Raw genomic sequence first — 18251 nt, forward strand, 5'->3', positions numbered from 1 at the left:
GAATTAACAGTTGGACCGATGTCTGCCTCGTCTGAAGACTTGGTCCTACCGGTCCTGAGCATGCGGGACCAACGATCCGAAGGGTGTGTGTCATGACCACGAAAGTTCGCGACGATCTCGTCCTGTCCAGCTTGGCCGTCACCGCCGACGTCGAAGCACCGTTCGCGCACATCGACATCGCACAGTGGCTGAAGACACTCCCCACCTTCGAATACAAACGGTGCGCCCCCGGCGACCACAAGGCTGCCGGTTACACCGTCGATGACGACGGGACGCCGATGTCGATCAACGTTGAGATGATCGGCACCGGCCTGGTCATCCAGCAATATCGCATCGAGGTCGCCGAAGCGCACCATTGTCACTTGGTTTCGCTGTCTGACGTCCTCACCCCGAATGGGTGGACCAGCACGCAGGTGATTTGGGATCTGCTGATGGAGCAGATCGACGGGGACCGGTTGCGCTACACCAACACCGTGACTTCGCACCCCACCGAACAGTTCCTGGAGTTCGTCACGCAGAGCGGTCAGACCTTTCAGGAAGCGGCCGAGGCGCGTCAGGAAGCCTCGGGGAGGCACAACCGCCTGGAAACACCATTGTTCGCCGAGAGCATCGCCCGCGCCGCGCGCGCCGCCGCGGGCCAAGGCTGACACCGCCACCCACCGAACTGGTGGCAGCGGCGCTAATCGGCCAAGCTGAGTGATATGGAACTTCGTGCCCTCGGATACTTCGTTGCCGTCGCCGATGAGGAGTCCTTCACCCGGGCCGCCGAACGGTGCCACGTCGCGCAACCATCCATCAGCTCCCAGATCCAAGCGCTGGAACGTGAACTGGGCGAAGCACTCTTCGAGCGGTTGCCGCGGGGAATCACGCTCTCCGCCGCAGGACAGGTCCTGTTGCCCTATGCGCGCCAATGCCTTGCGCTGGCCGAGGCCGCCAAGTCGGAGTTCGCCGAACGCGCTGGACTGCTCAGCGGTGAGTTCGGATTGGGCACCGTCAGCGGTATCGAGCGCACTCTGATCCCGCCACTGCTGCGGGTGTTCCATGAGCGCTACCCCGGCGTCGACGTCGGGGTCACCGAGGGCACCAGTGCACCACTGCTATCGCTGGTTGCGCAGGGTCGGCTGGACGCCGCGATCATCGCGCGGCCCGCCCAACCCCTACCCGCCACCATTTCTGCTTCCACGATCCTGTCCGACGAGCTGCTGGTCGCCTTCGACCCAGAGAAGTTCACTTTTACCGATCCCGCGGTATCACTGACCGAGCTGCAACACCATCCGATCATCAGCTACGCACCGAGCAGCGGACTGCACCCACTGCTCGAAGATGCCTTCACGCAAGCGGACGTGCCGTTGCGAATCAACTACGCCGCCAACGATGTTCGCTTACAGGTCGCCTTCGCACGGCAGGGGGTCGGGGTGGCGATCAGCGCCGGCTCGGACCCGGCTCTCGTCGATGCGCCGGACCTGGCGACGCGGAGGCTGGACCCGCCGATCAGCTACGAGAAAACCTTGATCTGGCGAAACGACGCCCAGCCCCGTGCCCCGCTGCGCGCATTCCTGAAACTGTGGACCGAACTGCGAACCGCCGACGACGAGCCTCGGCAGGAGCGCTAAATATGCTGGTCGCGGCCAAGGTCGGAACCTGGCGTTCTCGTCCATCGAATTCTTCGGCGACTCAGCACGTTCGGCAGATAAGCTTCCTCCGAGCCCATCGGACGGAGGTGAACCAGTCCGCTGTTACCGTCTCGACGCCGCATTCGAGCAGCGCTACTTGGCGCTAGTGCTGGCCGCGGCCATGCTGGCTGCTTGTGGTTGCTCGCAGTCGACACCGCACGCCGCGCCATCGGCCGCGAGTTCGGCAGCCGTGACCGACTCGACCGCGACGGACAAACCCACCGAGGTCCCCGACGCGGTCGCCCCTGCGGGGGCGCAACCGCGGCTCGCGACAGACCCCGCACAATTGGCGGACGATTTGGTCGCCGATGAGCAGGCGTTACGTGAGCCGTCGACATCGGAGGCAGCGTTGGCGGCGGCAGCACGTCGGCAGCAGGTTGCGTACCGCGCGATCGGGCGCCACCCAGAGTGGGACGCGGTGATCCGACCGCGGATCCCGGTATCACTGCTCGATGCCTACGACCTCAATGTGGACGCGCGACGAAATCTCACCGCGATGGCCCATCCGAGGGACACTTTGCCGGCCTGGCGTGTCAGCGCTCCCGCCCCTGCCGAGGAGTTGATGCGGTACTACCGGGAATCCGAGTCCGCATCGGGCGTCGGCTGGAATTATCTGGCCGCAATCAATTTGATCGAGACCCGATTTGGCAGCATCAGCGGTGTCAGCACCGCCGGAGCGCAGGGCCCGATGCAGTTCATGCCCTCGACATTCGCCGCCTACGGATTGGGCGGCGATATCACCTCACCCCGCGACAGCATCATGGCGGCAGGAAATTACCTGGCCGCCAACGGCTTTGACCATGACCGTGATCACGCCATCTACCGCTACAACAACGCCGACGAATACGTCCGAGCGGTCAATGACTATGCCGCGGTGCTGGCGGCCGACCCCGCCGCGTTCGCCGGCTACTACCGGTGGGACGTCTACTATTATTCGACCGCCGGCGATGTCCTATTGCCCATCGGTTACGAAGCGCCAGAACCCATTCCCGTTGGCGACTACGTGGCTACGCATCCGCAGTAGGACCTGAGCCGCTAACCGTGTCCTAGCAGCTGTCGCAACCCCGCGACGATGAAGTACAGACCGACAATGCCGAGAATGCCGGCCAGGACCAGCCGGTGGTGTGCTCTGATCCAGTTATATGCCCGGTCGACACGGTTGCGGGTGGCCTCCGGCGCCAGCTGGAAGCACCCGATCGCAACCAGCGCCGCCGCGAAGGCGATCAGACAGAACACGACGATCGCGGCGATTCGCGTCACCGCTGGCGGGTCGGAGAAGAGAATTGCCGCCATCGCGGCGAAGTAATAGGGCGTCGGCCACCCGCATATCAGTCCCAGACACAGCGCGATCGTCGGTGTGTCCGCGCGCAACAGGCGCTTGATGGGGTCGGGCAGTCGCGCAATGCCGGCAACGGATTCCAGCGCGGGCGGCCCGTCGTCGGTGCCGACCGCCTGTCTGGTCCGCAGCCGGCGCAACAGACGCTCCGGTAGACCCGAATAGGCAATGACGCCAGCCAGTAGCACTATGACTCCGATGGCGATTTCGAGCCAGCCGGAAAGATATGGGCCACCGTCGGTGTCGATATTCCTCGTCGCGAACAGCACGACGGCACCAACAGCGAAGTTGGAAGAGAACCCGCCGACGAAGAACGCGATGAGCATGCGCACCGGTCGCGGACGGCTTAACAGGTAGGCGGTCATGCCGAATCGAACCGGATCTATCGACTCGGTGACCGCCATGAACAGCACGGTGCTCCACACGACGCAGCTGGCCGTCAGTCCGAGCGAGGGGGAATCGTTGTGCTGCCGGGAACTCGAAACGCACCTACTGCGCTCAACTCGAAGGGCACAAAACGCGCAGATCTCGCAGCTACGCGATAGCGCCGGAGCCGGCGACCTATCCTGACAATGACGCCGCCCACCGGATCTCCGATTATGGTCGGCACTCTGGGCGACTCCGGTTCAAGGAAGTCAACCTCAGTGAGCACCGGAGGTGGACGAGACCGAAAGCGTTGCAGCCCTTCGCTAATGAACATGCGGCGAGGTTCTCTCCGCCTGAGCGTCGGCTCCAGTGAGCGAGGTCGGACCCCTTGATGCTACGCACCGCTCCATTGAATGCGAGCTGACCTCAGTATCACCGGTCACGCTTTCCCTCTCTGACCACGTTCCGAGTACGCCGCCAAGATAGCATGTTACACATGCGGTCACAGGCTAACATTGCGAGGCAGCGACTCGCTCTCACGCTCGCGACCACCGGGATCACCGGGTCGCTGTCACTACCTGATGATTGCGCGAAATTACAAGGACGTGAGATGAATTCAGTTCAACGCATATACCCGCTGAAAATAGAGACGAGCTCGCGGGCATGCCGTCGGCGCCGACCGTGATGCCCGCAGAAGGCGAAGCAACCGGCGAAACGGCCGCCACACTAGAGCTCCTAAGCGACCCGGTGCGGTTTGTCCTGATGTCGGCACTTCGCCAATCTTCCAGTGGGGGAATGACTTGCCACGACTTGGAGCACCTCACAGGAGTAACAGTGGAAATCATTGGCGAGGAGCTGGAAGTCCTTTGTGCAGCTGGGTTGGTCGAGTCTCAAACGAGGCAGGCGACGGACTTCTACCAAACCTGTCCCGGTAAATTGCGCGCTCTAGCCTCTACTGCCACCGATGCGCCAATGCAAGTGCCCGTATCGCACGAGGGAGAGCCTGCCGGCCCGCACGACTCACGCGGCCGCGGACGACCGCGCGGCATGAATCATACGAAAGCTCGGATAGTCCTCGCCGCGAAACATCTCGTTCTCAAGGTGGGTTTCGACGCCCTCAGCTTGGCCGCGGTAGCTGAGAACGCTGGGATCACCCGACCCACAATCAGTTATCACTTCCAGTCCAAGACCAGGCTGTACAAATCCGTTCTAGCGCAGGTGCACAACGATATCGACCGGGCAGCAGCTGCCACCTGTTTGTCGGTCCACCGGCAGCGACCCAGCACCCAATTGTCCGAATTTTTGACCAGAATCTTGAATCCCGACGGTGTTTGGTCTACCGCTGCGGTGCTGCCGAGCATGGTAGTGGACTGTCGCAGGCATCCTGAAGTCGTTGATGGTGGAGCAGCAATTCTGGAACGGGTCCGCGCGTTCCTCGCCTCGTCGATGACTGCCGAGAACTCTGGCGGCAGCCACGATAGCGACACCGAGCTGGCGACGGTCGTGGAAGCGAAGGTGGCCCTTGTCTTGGGGTTGAGCGTCTATGCAGGTTTCGTGGGCACCAACGTTCAAGCACAGCAAGTGTTCGACTACTTGCTAACAGTGATGGACCGAATGACTGCGGTAGAGCGGTCAGAAGGCGAAGGGTCGCAAACGTCCAACTGATGTGCACGTGCTGATCACTGCTCGTCCGTTCCAATCAGCCTACGGTGTAAGACAATTCAGGCTACTTTCTTCGGCGAGGCCGCGCAGCGGTCCCGTCGCCCTGGCAACAACCGGACTCAGTGCAGCGACGACGGCCAGCAGGGTCGCAACCATGACCGCCCCGTGGGCACCGTAGGCGTCGACGGCAATGCCGCCGGTCGCGGTGCCAATCGCGCCGCCTACCAATGCTGCGCTGCTAAGCCAACCGAATGCCTCGGTGGCCACGTGCTCTTCGATCTCTCGCGACACCATGAGGTACAGCGACGACATCGCCGGGGCGAAGCCACATCCGGACACAAACAACGCAGCGAACTGCAGCACGAGTCCGTCGGCGACCCCGAACAGCACCGTGCCGATCGCCACGACCGCCAGCGCCGCGACGACACCGCCGAGGCCCAAACGTCGATGCCCGAAGGTGAGGCCGCCGAGGAGCGACCCGACACTGGCGACAGCGATCGCGGCGCCCGCGGTGACGCCATCGCGGCCCATATCGGCCACAATGCCTACTTCCAGCGCCATGAACGATGCCACCAGCGCAAGGCTGGCCACCATGGCCAACAGCACCGCACGACTGGCCAGCACACCCCCGAAGGCTGCCTTCTGCTGCGAGATCGTCGGGCGGAAGCGACGGGCGCCCAGCAGGAACCAGGTAGTGCCCAGCACGGTGACCGCCGCGGAAAGGATCAGCGGAAGAGCGGTCGACACCGCCGAGGCAAGAAAGGTCGCCAGGACCGGGCCGACCACCCAGATCAGCTCCTGTGCGGTGGTGTCCAGGGCGAACAGCGCCCGGACCCCGTCACGGGGCACCATCTGCGGGTACAGCGCGCGAACCACCGGCATCAGCGGCGGCACCGACGCCCCGATCAGCAGGCCCAGCGCCATGAGCAGCAGCGCAGACGAACCGGCCGCCGCGAGCATCAGCAGGCTCAGCCCATTGACCGCAGCGGAGGCCACCAGCGTCGGCACCATCCCGGCGCGACCGGCCAACCGCGCCGTCACCGGCATGGCCACCGCCTCGCCGATGCTGACACAGGCCACCACCGCGCCGGCCAGCGCATAGGACGACGTCAACCCCTGCACATGCAGCAGGATGGCCAACGACAACATGCCCTGCGGTAGGCGGGCAAACAATTGCGACGCAGTGACATTCAGAACACCCGGCACTCGAAGCAGGTCACGGTAAGCCCGCACCGACGCCTCCTTCAGTCAACCCAGGCCACGCCCTCGCCGCGCAACTGTACCGTCCAGACGGTACAGTCTTGGCGGGCCGTCGTAAAGCAGCCGTCGCAAAGCAGCCGTCGTAAAGTAGCCCGATGACCTCTGCGCGGGACCGCATCCTCGATGCGTACGTGGAGGTACTCGGCGTCGAGGGAGAGCGCTACGCCACCGTCGAGGCCGTCGCCGCCAAGGCAGGTGTTTCCAAGGGCGGGTTGCTTTACCACTTCCCCTCCAAAGACCATCTCGCCGGCGCGCTCTGCGACCGCCTGGAGGAATTGGCCGCCGAAGACGCCCAGAGAATGCGCACCGCGGCAGAAGGTCCAGCGCGCTACTACGTGCGTTCGTCCCACTACGCCGGCACTCCCCTGGACCGCGCGATCATGGCGGTATCCCGGTTGCAGCAGACCGGCGATATCCGAGCTCGGGCGGTCATCACGGCGGCATCGAACGAGTGGTTGGCCATCTTGTGCGACACCCTTGGCAGTCTCGACCTGGCTCGGGCAGTGAAACTGATCGGTGATGGCTTGTACTACAACGCTTTACACAGTGCACTCGGCGGCCAGCCACTCGCCACCGATATCGACGAAGGTCTGCTTGAAGTGGTGGACCGAATCGTCGCGATCCACGGCGTCGGCTAGACGCCAGCAGGTCGCCCGTCAGGCTCGCAGGATCACCGAAGTCCCCGCGCCGAGTGACCAATGGCCCTATTCCGCCTGTCGCAGATACGAAATCGTGTCATAGCTGCGATATTGCGGCGTCGCCGCCGAGTCTAGAACGCCCCGGGCTCCGCTCTGGTTAAGGAGACGTGGTTTGAGCATCGACACCCCGCCGGTAGCGGAACTTGAGGCGACGCGGCCGTACCCGGCCCGAATGGGCCCCAAGGGCAACCTGATCTACAAGCTGATCACCACCACTGATCACAAGCTGATCGGCATCATGTACTGCGTCGCCTGCTTCGGGTTCTTCCTCATCGCCGGCTTGATGGCGCTGCTGATGCGGGTGGAACTCGCCGCGCCCGGTCTGCAGTTCCTGTCCAACGAGCAGTACAACCAGCTGTTCACCATGCACGGCACCGCGATGTTGCTGTTCTACTCGACGCCGATCGTCTTCGGTTTCGCCAACCTGGTGCTGCCGCTGCAGATCGGGGCGCCGGACGTCGCGTTTCCCCGTCTCAACGCACTGTCCTTCTGGCTGTTTCTGTTTGGCGCTCTCATTGCCTTGGCCGGATTCATCACTCCCGGTGGCGCCGCGGACTTTGGCTGGACCGCCTATACGCCGCTGACCAACGCGATCCACTCGCCGGGGGCCGGCGCGGACCTGTGGATTCTCGGGCTGGCGGTCGGTGGTCTGGGGACGATCCTGGGCGGGGTCAACATGGTCACCACCGTGGTCTGCATGCGGGCCCCGGGGATGACGATGTTCCGGATGCCGATTTTCACCTGGAACATCCTGGTGACCTCGATCCTGGTGCTGATGGTTTTCCCGCTACTGACTGCCGCCCTGTTCGGCCTGGCCGCTGACCGGCGCCTGGGTGCCCATGTCTACGACCCCGCCAACGGCGGCGTCATGCTGTTCCAACATCTGTTCTGGTTCTTCGGCCACCCCGAGGTCTATATCCTGGCGCTGCCCTTCTTCGGTGTGGTGTCCGAGATCTTGCCCGTCTTCAGCCGCAAACCCCTATTCGGCTACACCACTTTGGTTTACGCGACGCTGTCGATCGCTGCGCTGTCGGTGGCGGTCTGGGCCCACCACATGTACGCCACGGGTGCCGTTCTGCTGCCGTTCTTCTCGTTCATGACGTTCCTGATCGCCGTGCCCACCGGGATCAAGTTCTTCAACTGGATCGGCACGATGTGGAAGGGACAGCTGACCTTTGAATCGCCGATGCTGTTCTCGGTCGGCTTCCTGGTCACCTTCCTGCTCGGTGGCCTCTCGGGCGTGCTGCTGGCCAGCCCGCCGATCGACTTCCATGTCACCGATTCGTATTTCGTTGTGGCGCACTTCCATTACGTGCTGTTTGGCACCATCGTGTTCGCCACGTACGCCGGCATCTACTTCTGGTTTCCGAAGATGACCGGCCGGTTGCTCGATGAGCGTCTGGCCAAACTGCATTTCTGGTTGACGTTCATCGGGTTTCACGTCACGTTCCTGGTGCAGCACTGGCTCGGCAATGCGGGTATGCCCCGTCGTTATGCCGACTATCTTCCTACTGACGGCTTCACCTCGCTGAACATCGTCTCGACCGTCGGCGCGTTCATCCTCGGAATCTCGACACTGCCGTTCCTGTGGAACGTGTTCAAGAGCTGGCGCTACGGCCAGGTCGTCACCGTCGATGACCCGTGGGGCCACGGCAACTCCCTGGAGTGGGCCACATCGTGCCCACCGCCGCGGCACAACTTCACCGAGCTGCCCCGGATTCGCTCCGAGCGTCCCGCGTTCGAGCTGCACTACCCGCATATGGTCGGACGGATGCGCGCCGAGTCGCACGTGGGCCGCGAGCACCAAGCCGTCGGCAGCAAGTAGCGCAGGGGCGGGCAGCTGCCTTAGCTGGCCGGTTGGCCTCAATGTCATCTCAACCCCGTGGCCGGCAACTCCGGCACGGCCTAAAAGCCGAGGTGAAGCGCCACGTCACCCGGGCCCCCACCTCGGGCTGCGGTGTGCGCCGGTAAACTCTGCCCGGCCCGCCCAACCGGCGCGCAGCACGTTTATCTTTCGTCCTCGGCGCAGTGCCGAGTTTGCTTGGAGGTATTTACCCATGCGCTCTTTCAGCGTGGCCGTGGCACTCATGGTTGCCGTCATCTTCGGTTCGTCTGGCGTGGCGGTGGCGGCGCCGAAGGATTACTGCGCCGACCTCAAGGGCGGCAATACCGGCAGCACCTGCCAGATCCAGCTCTCCGACCCCGCGTACAGCGTCGACATCAGCATTCCGCTGGACTACCCCGACCAGAAGTCGGTCGCCGACTACATCTCCCAGACGCGCGACGGGTTTCTCAATACGGCCAAGTCTGGCGCGCCCCGCACCGCACCGTATGAACTGACGATCACGCCGACGGAATACACCTCGGCGATTCCCCCGCGCGGGACGCAGGCCGTGGTGTTCAAGGTGTACCAAGACCTCGGCGGCGCGCAGCCGCAGACGACGTTCAAGGCGTTCAACTGGGACCAGAGCTATCGCAAGGCGATCACCTACACGGCCGCACCGGACGATAAGCAAAACACGCCGCTGTGGCGGGTGGACGATCCGCTGAAGACCGTCGCACCGATCGTCCAGGCGCAACTGCAGCAACAGCTGGCACCGCCGGCCCCGGTCGCACCTCCCGCGCCGCCTGCACAATCCGGGCAGCCGGTGGCGACTACGTCGACGACCGCACCACCACCACCCCCAGCGCCGTTGGCATTCGTGCCGGGCGCGCTGACCAACCCTGCCAACTACCAGAATTTTGCGGTGGTCAACGACGGGGTGATCTTCTTCTTCGACCAGGGCGTGGTGTTGCCGGCCTCTGCCGGGGCGTTGCAGGTGCTGGTGCCCCGATCGGCCATCGACCCGATGCTCGCCTGACGCGGCGCAAGGGATGCGTTCCCAAGCGTTTTCATGAAGCGACTGACACAATTTCGTCACGTATCAACGGCGCCGACGCGCGTAACGTCGAATGAGGTCGGGGATTAACGTTCGGAGTTAACGATGGTCGCTCTAAGCCCTAGAACCCGGCGTGTAGTGGCGGTTGGATGTGCCACTGCGTTTACCGTCGCACTTGCTCCCGCAGTTGCCGACGCCCTCATGCCACCGCCCGCAGTGGTCGCGGCGGGATCGGGGTCGGAATGTGTCAGTGGGGTCGTTCCGCTCAATCCGTACGTCGTCAACTGCAATCTGCCTCCGCGAGGGAATCAGGTCGTCGGCGCGGCACCGGACGCAGGGGCGATCATCGCGTGCCGAAATCAGCCAGCCTGTCTTGCGCTCTACGTGAACTACCCCGGGGCCCTGGTCGTCCCCGGATACCGCCGATGAACTGAGCCGCCGCAGTCCTCAGCGCATGGCTGATTGAAGCGGCGTCGGCCGCGGCCGACACAGCCACTGGGCGATGTCGATCACGACGGCTTCATCGACGTGTTGTGCCGGTTCATATTCGGCGGGCGTGGACGGTCCCGTGCCGGGGAAGAACAAGTGGTTATCCGCATCATAGATTTCGATGGTGACGTCGCGGAGATGACCGAGGCCGGTCTGCCAGCCGACGAGGTCATCGGCGACAGTCACCTGGTAGTCGCGGCCGCCCTGCACGATGAGCATCGGCTTGTCCAGCTGCGCGGCCACTTCCACGGGGTCATAGCTGAGTAGATCGACCCAGTACGGGGCGGGTATGCCCAGCGGCAACAGGTCAGATGGCGTAGCCGCGGAGAACTCCGGGCTGTCGATCAGCGCGGACTGCCGGGTGATCATCTGGACGCTCGGATCGGCGTCGGCGTCCGCCCCCGGCTCGCGAAGCGCTGCGAGGTAACGAAACTGGCGCACCACCGCGTGGTGCAACGGCTGGGTGGCACCGGCCAGCACGACCAACCCGGCCACGGACGGTTCCGCGGCCGCGATACGTGGGGCCACGGTGCCGCCCTGGCTGTGACCGAGCACGAAAACCCGCGCGGCGTCGACCGATGGGTGTTCGTGAAGGAGTCGAACCGCGGCAACCGCGGGCCGCACGTATTCGTCGATCACAGTGAAATCGGTGACCTCCAGCGTGTCGCGATGGGTATAGGTGACCTTGTCGAAGCGCAGCACCGCGATTCCCCGGCTCGCCAGACCCCACGCGAGATCCTTCAACACCTTGTTGCGACCCATCGACGCATCCCGGTCAGCCGGCCCGGAGCCGGCGAGCAGGACGACCGCCGGCACGGGTCGCGGCGACAGGGGCAGGCACAGTGTGCCCGGAGTCGTCAGTTCCTCGCAGTCAACGGTGATTTCGTGTTCGGTGAAGGTGGCCGGGTCAACGTAGGGCGGCGGTTGCCAGGGTTGCACCGGCTCGGCCGCCTCCGGCGGCGCGAACTGCAGGCCCTCCAGCCTGCCGGCCCGGTCGATCGCCATGACCAAGGCGAATGCGCCGCGTTCACACGTCACCGGAATCTTCACGATGGTGTCTTCGGTGCCCGCCGACTCACTCAACGGTGCACCGACCAAAGTGACCGCTCCCTGCGCCGCGATCAACCCCTCCCAAGAGCCCCGCAAAGCGTCTGCCGAGACCAACTCGCGCAGCGCCGGGACCACCAGCTCGTAGACATCGGCGAACCGACTCGCCTGCAGCAGCCGCATCACCATCGTGCCCGTCGCGACAGCATCACGTTGCATTGCACATCCCGTCCAGTCGTCGACGCGCGCGGCGGACCGCCCAGAAGGTCACCATAAGGGCCAGCGCCAGCAGTGGATACCCCATCGCGATTCGCGCCACTGCCAACCACCCGTCAGATCCGTTGTCGTAGAGCCAATCTTGGATGACGAACCTCGCGGCAAAGACCGCCACGAAAGTAAGCGTCGCAACATCGAACGCGTGGAGAGCGATCCTATCGGTGCGCCACGCCTGCCTCGCTGTATCGGCGCTGGTGAGCAGGTTCCAGATGACGCCCACCAGGGGCCGGCGCACCAGAATGGAGACGGTCAGTACGACGGCCATCACCAGACTCGCCCAAATGCCCGGCAGGAAATAGCCTTCCGCTGAACCGGTGTAGAACGCGATCAACGCAGCGACGACGACTCCGAGCAGTCCGGAGACCGCCGGCTGGATCGATTCTTTGCGGAGCACTCTGAGCATGATGAGGCCCGCGCTGGCACCGACGGCCACGACGACCGCGGCGTCCAGCCCTGCGATCGCGTTCACGATCACGTAGGCGACGGTCGGCACGGCGCCGACCACCAGACCGGACACTCCACCCATCCGGTGCAGCAGTGTTGGGGTCTGCTTGTCGGTGAGTGTCTCGGTCATGCGACGAGCCCCTTCTGCTGACTGCCGAGATGCTCGGCAAGAAACCGATCCACTATGCGGTACATCTCGATTATGTTCTCGGAATTGATGAAACCGTGGCCCTCGTTCTCCTTGACCAGGTACTCGACCTCGACTCCGCGAGCGCGCAGCGCCTCGACGAGATTGTCTGATTCGGCCTGCACGACGCGAGTGTCGTTGGCCCCCTGGATAACCAGCAACGGAGTACGGATTCGATCCACGTGCGAGATCGGCGAGCGGGCGAGCATATCCGCCCGTTGCTCCGGATCGTCGGGATCGCCGACGAAGAGATGCCAATTGTTGGCCAGATGTGGCCGCGCCACCTCAGGAAGGGTTCGCATGAAATTCTCCAGACTGGAGATCCCCACATAGTCAATGGCCGCGGCGAATACGTCCGGGGTGAAGGTGACGCCGACCAGAGCGGCGTAACCACCGTAGGAGCCACCGAAGATCGCGACCCGATCGCGATCCGCGTATCCCTGTCCCACTGCCCAGTCGACGGCGTCGATGAGATCGTCGTGCATTTTTCCGGCGAACTCGCCGATCGCCGCTTTGACGAACGCCCGCCCGTAGCCTGTGGAGCCGCGAAAGTTGACCTGCAGCACCGCATATCCGCGGTTGGCCAGCAGTTGCACGCCGGGCTGGAAACCCCAGGCGTCGCGTGCCCACGGCCCGCCATGCACCAGCACGACCAACGGCAGGCCAGAGGGTTTGTGGGCCGGCGGTAGCGTCAGATACGAGTGCAAATCCAGCCCGTCCCTGGAGCGGATGGTGACCGCCGCTGTTGCCGCCAACTTCTCGGTAGCCAAATATGGGTACGGCCGAAACAGTTCCCGGCTCTCCCCGGTGTTGTGATCGTAGAAATAGGTCAGACCGGGTTCCCGGTCATGGGTGAAGCTGACCACCCAGCGCCGGCCGGCGTCGTCGGAGGAAATCGTGGCCAGATCACCGTCGGACAGCTTCTCCAGGTTCTCCAGGACTACCGCGAACTGGGGATCAAGCGCCTGAATCACCTGTCGCTCACCGAGATAGCGCACTGCGAGCAGATCTCCGGTGCGCTGGCTGAGGATCAGTGGTGACGGCAGAGTGGCAGAAACGCCGCCTCTCGGATCGATGCTGAGGGTTGGGTGACTGTCGACGGCAGTTTCCTCACCGGTGGCGACATCCAATCGCACCAGCAACGTTCGGTCCGGCTGTCGGTTCGATCCGAGCCACAGACCCTTACCATCGGGGGTGACCGCCATCGGAAAGATGCCCAACGTGTAGTCGGCGCCGTCGAACACGGCGATGGACCGCAGCGTGCGATCCTGCGTTTCCCACGTCGACACCTCGACATCCCCATCGGCAGTGAGCGAGCACGCGAACAACTCACCGTTGCGGCCGGGAAAGAACCCGGAGACCGTTCCCGGGTTCTCGGCGAGAAGAGTCAATTCACCGGTGGCGATATCGAGTTCATAGGCGTCGGCAAGTTCTGCTGTCCGTTTGTTCATCCCGACCATCGCCTTGCCGGGCCGGTCGGCCATCAGCTCGAAATAGGTTCTGACACCGGCGAACGGGGTGAGGTCGAGCGCGGCCGCCGACGGGTCGTCCAGATCGACCCGGTAGATGTGAAAGAGCTCGTCGCCGCCGTTGTCCTGGCTGTAGAGCAGCCACCGCGGATCGTCGGTCCACTGATAACTGAGCACACTGCGGCTCTCGTCGGCGGTGACGCAGCGAGCATCGCTGTCAGCGATACCCTGGATGTCAACTCCTGCCACCCAGACGTTCAGCCGGTTGCGCCACGGTGCGAGGTAGGCGATTCTCGTGCCGTCTGGCGAGATGGAGGCCTCAGTTCGCGTCGGCGGCCTGAAGAAATCTTCGACGGGGATGTGTTCGTGTAATGCCATGTCTCCTAGGACACACCCTGACGTTGCGGCACAGTCAAGTGGTTGACTGCACCCCAGCGGCACAGTTTCTCCCACCCGTCGCCATCGCCTACCTCAGCTCATGTTGTTGTAGCTTTGCCAGGGACGGCGCCGTACCCGAGCACAGTTGTCCAGGCTCAGCGGGCGAGGAACGCCAATAGTTCGTCGTTGACCTCCTCGGCGTGGGTCCACAGCAGACCGTGTGGCGCTCCAAGGATCTCGACGTATTCCGCGCGAGGCAGCAGTGCGTGCAATGGACGTGCGGTGGCGTCGATCGGCAGAATCCGGTCGTGGGTCCCATGGACGATCAGGACGTCGATGTCGTATCCGGCGATCGTGGCGACGTCGGTTCGAAAGTCGGTGGTCCATGTGATCACCGCGGCTACCGACGCATAGGCTGACCCCGAACACGCCATCTTCCAACACCTTTCGATGGCGTCGCCGGTGATGCGGACGCCGAGTGTCTCGTCGGTGTTGTACACGTCGGCACACAGCTGACGAAGGAACGCGTAGCGGTCCTTGACCACGGCGGCCAGGGCCGAGGCGAAGACCGCACCGTCCACACCGGCCCGGTTGGTATCGGTTCGCAGCAGGAACGGTTCCAGCGCGGCGATGAAGACCGCCTTGTCGATCCTGGCCGGCCCATAGGTACCCAAGTATCGGCCGACTTCCCCAGTGCCCATGGAGAATCCCGCCAGGACGACATCGTTGACGTCGAGGACCTCCAGCAAGGTGTTGAGATCCGCGGCGAAGGTGTCGTAGTCGTAGCCGATGGTCGTGCGCCCGGAGCGGCCGAATCCGCGCCGGTCGTAGGTGATCACGCGATATCCAGCTGCCAGCAATGCGGGAATCTGCTTCTCCCACGCGTGCCCGTCGAGCGGGAAGCCGTCGATCAAGACGACGGGCTGACCGTTGCCGCGGTCCTCGTAATAGACGTCGATGTCTTCTGTGTTCTCCTCGTCGACGGAGATGAAGGGCATGGCAATCGCCTTTCAGCACGATGAGGGTTGCCGGGGCGCCGTTGGTGCGCAGAGCGCGTGGTTCGGCCAGCACAGCACAGCGCCATCACCGGCGAATCCTGGGAAACCCCCAGTCGGCCACTCGGATCACGGTGACGAGATGCCGCCGGGATGCCTCTGCCGGCCCTCAGAGAGGACGGACGCGAGTTGACGGCGCGACGTCACGCCCAGCTTTCGGAAGACCTTGCTGAGGTGGTATTCCACGGTGGACGTCGTGACGAACAGTCGGCTGGCGATTTCGGCGTTGGTCGCGCCGGCACCGGCTAGGCGTGCCACTTGGGCCTCCTGCGGTGTCAGGCTGAACGGATTGTCTGTGCGCGGCGCAGCAATTGACGTCTGGCCGGCGGCACGCCGCTCGGCACCCGTGCGGCTGGCGAACGCGGCCGCACCCATCGCGGTGAACATGTCGTAGGCCGTCCGCAGCTGCCCCTCGGCGTCGCGGCGACGCTTCCTACGGCGCAGCCACTCACCGTAGAGCAGATGCGCACGGGCGAGTTCGGTGCGCACCGCGGTCCCAGCCAACTGCTCAATGGCCTCCACGTAGTACGGCTCGGCGTCGGCGTCGGCGGCCATCAACGCCCGTGATCTCGCCAACAGACCCAGCGCCCACGGGGTGGCCGCGGCTGTGGCGCGTTCGGTCAGCCGCGTCAGCGCCATCTCTGCGGCAGCTCGGTCTCCCCCACGCACGCCGGCCTCGACGACCTCGGGCAGCACCCTGTTCCCAAAACCCGGCGGGTCGTCACGCAGGATCTGCAATGCCCATCCCAGCGCCTCCGGGTACCGGCCCAATCCGAGTTCCAAGACGGTCAGACCCATCAACGCGAAGATCTCCAGAATCGAGGCGCCTTTCTGGCGACCCCAGTCCGCGGTGAGGGATGCCACTGCGCGGCTTTCGCTTTCGCGGCCCTGCCAGGCGCGCACTTCCAACAGCACCCCGGTCGTCGCGGGGGGCGGCACCCCGATCAGCGTCGAGATCTCGGCGGCCTCGCCGTAGCTGTTCTCGGCATCATTCATTTGTCCTGCCCAGGCCTGGCTCGTCGCGAGCCCGGCCAGGGTGATCCGCATTGCCCCCAGGGCGCCCTGGCGGCGCTCGATGGCTTGGGCGCGTTCGAACATCGCCCGACGACCTTGCTCGTCCCACACGTCGTCGGCGGCGAACCAGCCCAGAATCGTCGACGGGATGTCGACGTGGGCGGCGGTCTCGTCGGTGAACATCATTGCCACCGCGGCCCGCAGCAGCGGGACCGCATCGGCGTAACCGGTGGCGATTCGGGTGGCGAACCCATCCAGCAGAAGGTCGTTGCCGGTAGGCGGGCGACGCTCGTCGCGTGCGGCGCCCAGCACCGCGTACGCCACCTCATCGAGAGTGGTGCCCGCGGTGTATTGGCGGGCGACGATCGCGGCCTGCATGGCATCGAAGAGAATATGGCGGACCAGAGAGACGTCGGCCCGCTCGACCCTCGTCGCCGCCTCCAACAGGATGGCGGGGGCATCCTTATGCCGGGAGAAGAACACCGAGATCGCGGCGCGCAGGCGTTGTACCGCGACGTGCATGCCGGCGTCGTCGAGTCCCGGGGTCGCCAAGTCCAGCAATGCCTCGGCCAGTGGGCCGTCACCGGCCGCCAGGTATGCCTGTGCGGCAGCCAGATACCGCAGTGCACGGTCCCGGGTGTCGGGCGACAGCTCGGCGGCGCGCGTCAAGAACGCGGCCTGCATGGTGTAGCCAGCCCGGCGCTGGGCGCGTTCCGCCGAGGCCTGCAGGTCAGCGGCGATCGTCTCCTCCGGCGTCGTCACGGCGGCCGCCCGGTGCCAGGCAGCCTGGTCATCGTCACCGTCACGATGCGCCACCGTGGCCAGCGCGTCGTGCACGCGCCGGCGCTCCTCTGGTGTCGCACCGTCGTACACCGCCGAACGGATGAGGTGATGGCGGAACGTGATTCGCGGCTCCAGGGACACGATCCCCTGCTGCACAGCGTGATCGGCCGCCGCTGCTGCGACGCCCAGCAGCGCCCCAGCTCGCCACACTGTCGATGGCTCCTCATCGACGCAGGCCGCGGCGACCAGCAGAATGGTGCGTGCCTCCGGCGACAGCGTGGCGACCTGCGCCAGGAAGTGGACGTCCACCCGGCGCCCGACGGGCAGGCGGCGTGGCAAGGGGAAACGCCCGGCCAACTGTTCGGCGCTGAGTTCGGAGAGCAACTCCAGCATCGCCAACGGGTTGCCGCCGGTCTCCTCGACAACCCGCGCTGACACGCGCGGATCCAGTGGTCCGGGCACGGCCTCGTCGAGCAGGGTGTGGGCCGACGCCGGATCCAGTGCACCGATCCGCCGGGTCACCAATCCGTCCAGCGGCGTCAGGTCGCCGACATGCTCTCGGGCGCTGAACACCATGCCGATGGGATCGGCGTAGAGGCGCCGCGCGATGAACCCCAGCACCGCAAGCGATTCCTGGTCGAGCCACTGGGCGTCGTCGATCAGGCAGACCACCGGACGTTCCGCGGCGACGTCGGACAGCAGCGCCAACGCGGCCAGGCTCACCAGGAAACGGTTCGGTGGCGGCCCCTCGGAGAGGCCGAACGTAATCTCCAGCGCGGTGCGGTGCGGACCGGACAGCCTGTCTCGACGATTGAGGTAAGGCAGGACAAGCCGGTGCAGCGCAGCGAAACCCAACCGCAGCTCCGATTGCGCGCCGACAATGCGCAGGATGGTCACATCGGTGGCCGAGTCCGCCACGTACTGCAACAAACGAGTCTTGCCGACGCCGGGTTCACCGATGTACACCAGCGAGCCGCTGGTGCCCTCCCTGACATCGGCCGCGAGCTTGTCGAGCATCGCGCACTCGGCCGACCGCCCGAAGAGGCTCCGGGTCACGCCAGCGGTGTCGGTCCGATCATCGGTCAACGTGTGTCCCCACGCTTATCGCTCGGTGCAGACGATGAGACAGCCCAGCCCTACGGTGCTTTCCACTGAGAACAGACACTAGATCTGACCAGCGCATTGTGACAGCGTTAGGGACTGCCCCCAGTTTGGTTGACTCCTGACCTGTGAGG

At 64.6% G+C, this 18251-nt stretch carries 14 protein-coding genes; 7 read left to right on the plus strand and 7 right to left on the minus strand.

The features are described 5' to 3' along the window. Positions 1-92: 92 nt before the first annotated feature. From ADBZ9O_RS25130 to ADBZ9O_RS25140, 3 genes are all read left to right on the plus strand, one after another. Positions 93-647, plus strand: coding sequence for a hypothetical protein (locus ADBZ9O_RS25130; RefSeq protein ID WP_526525749.1), 555 nt, complete (start codon positions 93-95; stop codon positions 645-647). Positions 648-701: 54 nt separating this feature from the next. After that, positions 702-1613: a LysR family transcriptional regulator gene (locus tag ADBZ9O_RS25135; protein ID WP_526525750.1), complete on the plus strand. Its 912-nt coding sequence runs from the start codon at positions 702-704 to the stop codon at positions 1611-1613. Positions 1614-1794: 181 nt separating this feature from the next. Beyond that, positions 1795-2697 (plus strand): lytic transglycosylase domain-containing protein, encoded by a 903-nt coding sequence (locus ADBZ9O_RS25140; protein WP_526533474.1) that lies wholly within the window; start codon positions 1795-1797, stop codon positions 2695-2697. A gap of 11 nt (positions 2698-2708) precedes the next feature. On the opposite strand, the gene ADBZ9O_RS25145 is transcribed toward ADBZ9O_RS25140, so the two are convergent. Next, positions 2709-3413, minus strand: coding sequence for a GAP family protein (locus tag ADBZ9O_RS25145; RefSeq protein ID WP_526525751.1), 705 nt, complete (start codon positions 3411-3413; stop codon positions 2709-2711). Positions 3414-4209: 796 nt separating this feature from the next. Here ADBZ9O_RS25145 and ADBZ9O_RS25150 point away from each other — a divergent pair. Beyond that, a complete protein-coding gene (locus tag ADBZ9O_RS25150; RefSeq protein ID WP_526525753.1) occupies positions 4210-5040 on the plus strand; it encodes a TetR/AcrR family transcriptional regulator in 831 nt (276 codons plus the stop codon). A gap of 39 nt (positions 5041-5079) precedes the next feature. Here ADBZ9O_RS25150 and ADBZ9O_RS25155 read toward each other — a convergent pair whose 3' ends face one another. After that, a complete protein-coding gene (locus ADBZ9O_RS25155; protein WP_526525755.1) occupies positions 5080-6270 on the minus strand; it encodes an MFS transporter in 1191 nt (396 codons plus the stop codon). Between the two features lie 122 nt (positions 6271-6392). On the opposite strand from ADBZ9O_RS25155, the gene ADBZ9O_RS25160 reads away from it, so the two are divergent. The 3 genes from ADBZ9O_RS25160 to ADBZ9O_RS25170 all read left to right on the plus strand — a co-directional run bounded on the left by ADBZ9O_RS25160 (position 6393) and on the right by ADBZ9O_RS25170 (position 9856). Next, the gene (locus ADBZ9O_RS25160) at positions 6393-6935 is read left to right on the plus strand and encodes a TetR/AcrR family transcriptional regulator (RefSeq protein ID WP_526525757.1); all 543 of its coding nucleotides are present in this window, start codon (positions 6393-6395) and stop codon (positions 6933-6935) included. Positions 6936-7167: 232 nt separating this feature from the next. Next, positions 7168-8820, plus strand: coding sequence for an aa3-type cytochrome oxidase subunit I (gene ctaD, locus ADBZ9O_RS25165; protein ID WP_526533476.1), 1653 nt, complete (start codon positions 7168-7170; stop codon positions 8818-8820). Positions 8821-9052: 232 nt separating this feature from the next. Beyond that, positions 9053-9856, plus strand: coding sequence for a DUF3298 domain-containing protein (locus ADBZ9O_RS25170; protein WP_526525759.1), 804 nt, complete (start codon positions 9053-9055; stop codon positions 9854-9856). 465 nt (positions 9857-10321) lie between these two features. Here the strand turns inward: ADBZ9O_RS25170 and ADBZ9O_RS25175 are convergent, their stop codons facing one another. The 5 genes from ADBZ9O_RS25175 to ADBZ9O_RS25195 all read right to left on the minus strand — a co-directional run bounded on the left by ADBZ9O_RS25175 (position 10322) and on the right by ADBZ9O_RS25195 (position 18072). Continuing rightward, positions 10322-11629 (minus strand): alpha/beta hydrolase family protein, encoded by a 1308-nt coding sequence (locus tag ADBZ9O_RS25175; RefSeq protein ID WP_526525761.1) that lies wholly within the window; start codon positions 11627-11629, stop codon positions 10322-10324. Then, positions 11619-12260 (minus strand): DUF3159 domain-containing protein, encoded by a 642-nt coding sequence (locus ADBZ9O_RS25180; RefSeq protein ID WP_526525762.1) that lies wholly within the window; start codon positions 12258-12260, stop codon positions 11619-11621. Before ADBZ9O_RS25180 ends, ADBZ9O_RS25175 begins: the two co-directional genes overlap by 11 nt. Continuing rightward, on the minus strand, positions 12257-14164 hold the full coding sequence (locus tag ADBZ9O_RS25185; RefSeq protein ID WP_526525763.1) for an alpha/beta fold hydrolase: 1908 nt from the start codon (positions 14162-14164) through the stop codon (positions 12257-12259). The genes ADBZ9O_RS25180 and ADBZ9O_RS25185 overlap by 4 nt, the downstream gene beginning before the upstream one ends. 155 nt (positions 14165-14319) lie before the next feature. Next, on the minus strand, positions 14320-15162 hold the full coding sequence (locus tag ADBZ9O_RS25190; protein ID WP_526525765.1) for an alpha/beta fold hydrolase: 843 nt from the start codon (positions 15160-15162) through the stop codon (positions 14320-14322). Between the two features lie 126 nt (positions 15163-15288). Further along, positions 15289-18072, minus strand: a complete 2784-nt coding sequence (locus ADBZ9O_RS25195) for a helix-turn-helix transcriptional regulator (protein WP_526525766.1) — start codon at positions 18070-18072, stop codon at positions 15289-15291. Between the last annotated feature and the right edge of the window lie 179 nt (positions 18073-18251).

Origin of the sequence: Mycobacterium sp., assembly GCF_965229105.1 — a bacterium.
Lineage (GTDB): Bacteria > Actinomycetota > Actinomycetes > Mycobacteriales > Mycobacteriaceae > Mycobacterium.

What these genes read in the sequence shown, in the direction of transcription:
- ADBZ9O_RS25140 (WP_526533474.1), top strand. Translation starts at nt 1,795, where the DNA reads ATGCTGGCTGCTTGTGGTTGCTCGCAGTCGACACCGCACGCCGCGCCA.
- ADBZ9O_RS25170 (WP_526525759.1), top strand. Translation starts at nt 9,053, where the DNA reads ATGCGCTCTTTCAGCGTGGCCGTGGCACTCATGGTTGCCGTCATCTTC.
- ADBZ9O_RS25175 (WP_526525761.1), bottom strand. Translation starts at nt 11,629, where the DNA reads ATGCAACGTGATGCTGTCGCGACGGGCACGATGGTGATGCGGCTGCTG.
- ADBZ9O_RS25185 (WP_526525763.1), bottom strand. Translation starts at nt 14,164, where the DNA reads ATGGCATTACACGAACACATCCCCGTCGAAGATTTCTTCAGGCCGCCG.
- ADBZ9O_RS25190 (WP_526525765.1), bottom strand. Translation starts at nt 15,162, where the DNA reads ATGCCCTTCATCTCCGTCGACGAGGAGAACACAGAAGACATCGACGTC.
- ADBZ9O_RS25180 (WP_526525762.1), bottom strand. Translation starts at nt 12,260, where the DNA reads ATGACCGAGACACTCACCGACAAGCAGACCCCAACACTGCTGCACCGG.
- ADBZ9O_RS25135 (WP_526525750.1), top strand. Translation starts at nt 702, where the DNA reads ATGGAACTTCGTGCCCTCGGATACTTCGTTGCCGTCGCCGATGAGGAG.
- ctaD (WP_526533476.1), top strand. Translation starts at nt 7,168, where the DNA reads ATGGGCCCCAAGGGCAACCTGATCTACAAGCTGATCACCACCACTGAT.
- ADBZ9O_RS25160 (WP_526525757.1), top strand. Translation starts at nt 6,393, where the DNA reads ATGACCTCTGCGCGGGACCGCATCCTCGATGCGTACGTGGAGGTACTC.
- ADBZ9O_RS25145 (WP_526525751.1), bottom strand. Translation starts at nt 3,413, where the DNA reads ATGGCGGTCACCGAGTCGATAGATCCGGTTCGATTCGGCATGACCGCC.
- ADBZ9O_RS25130 (WP_526525749.1), top strand. Translation starts at nt 93, where the DNA reads ATGACCACGAAAGTTCGCGACGATCTCGTCCTGTCCAGCTTGGCCGTC.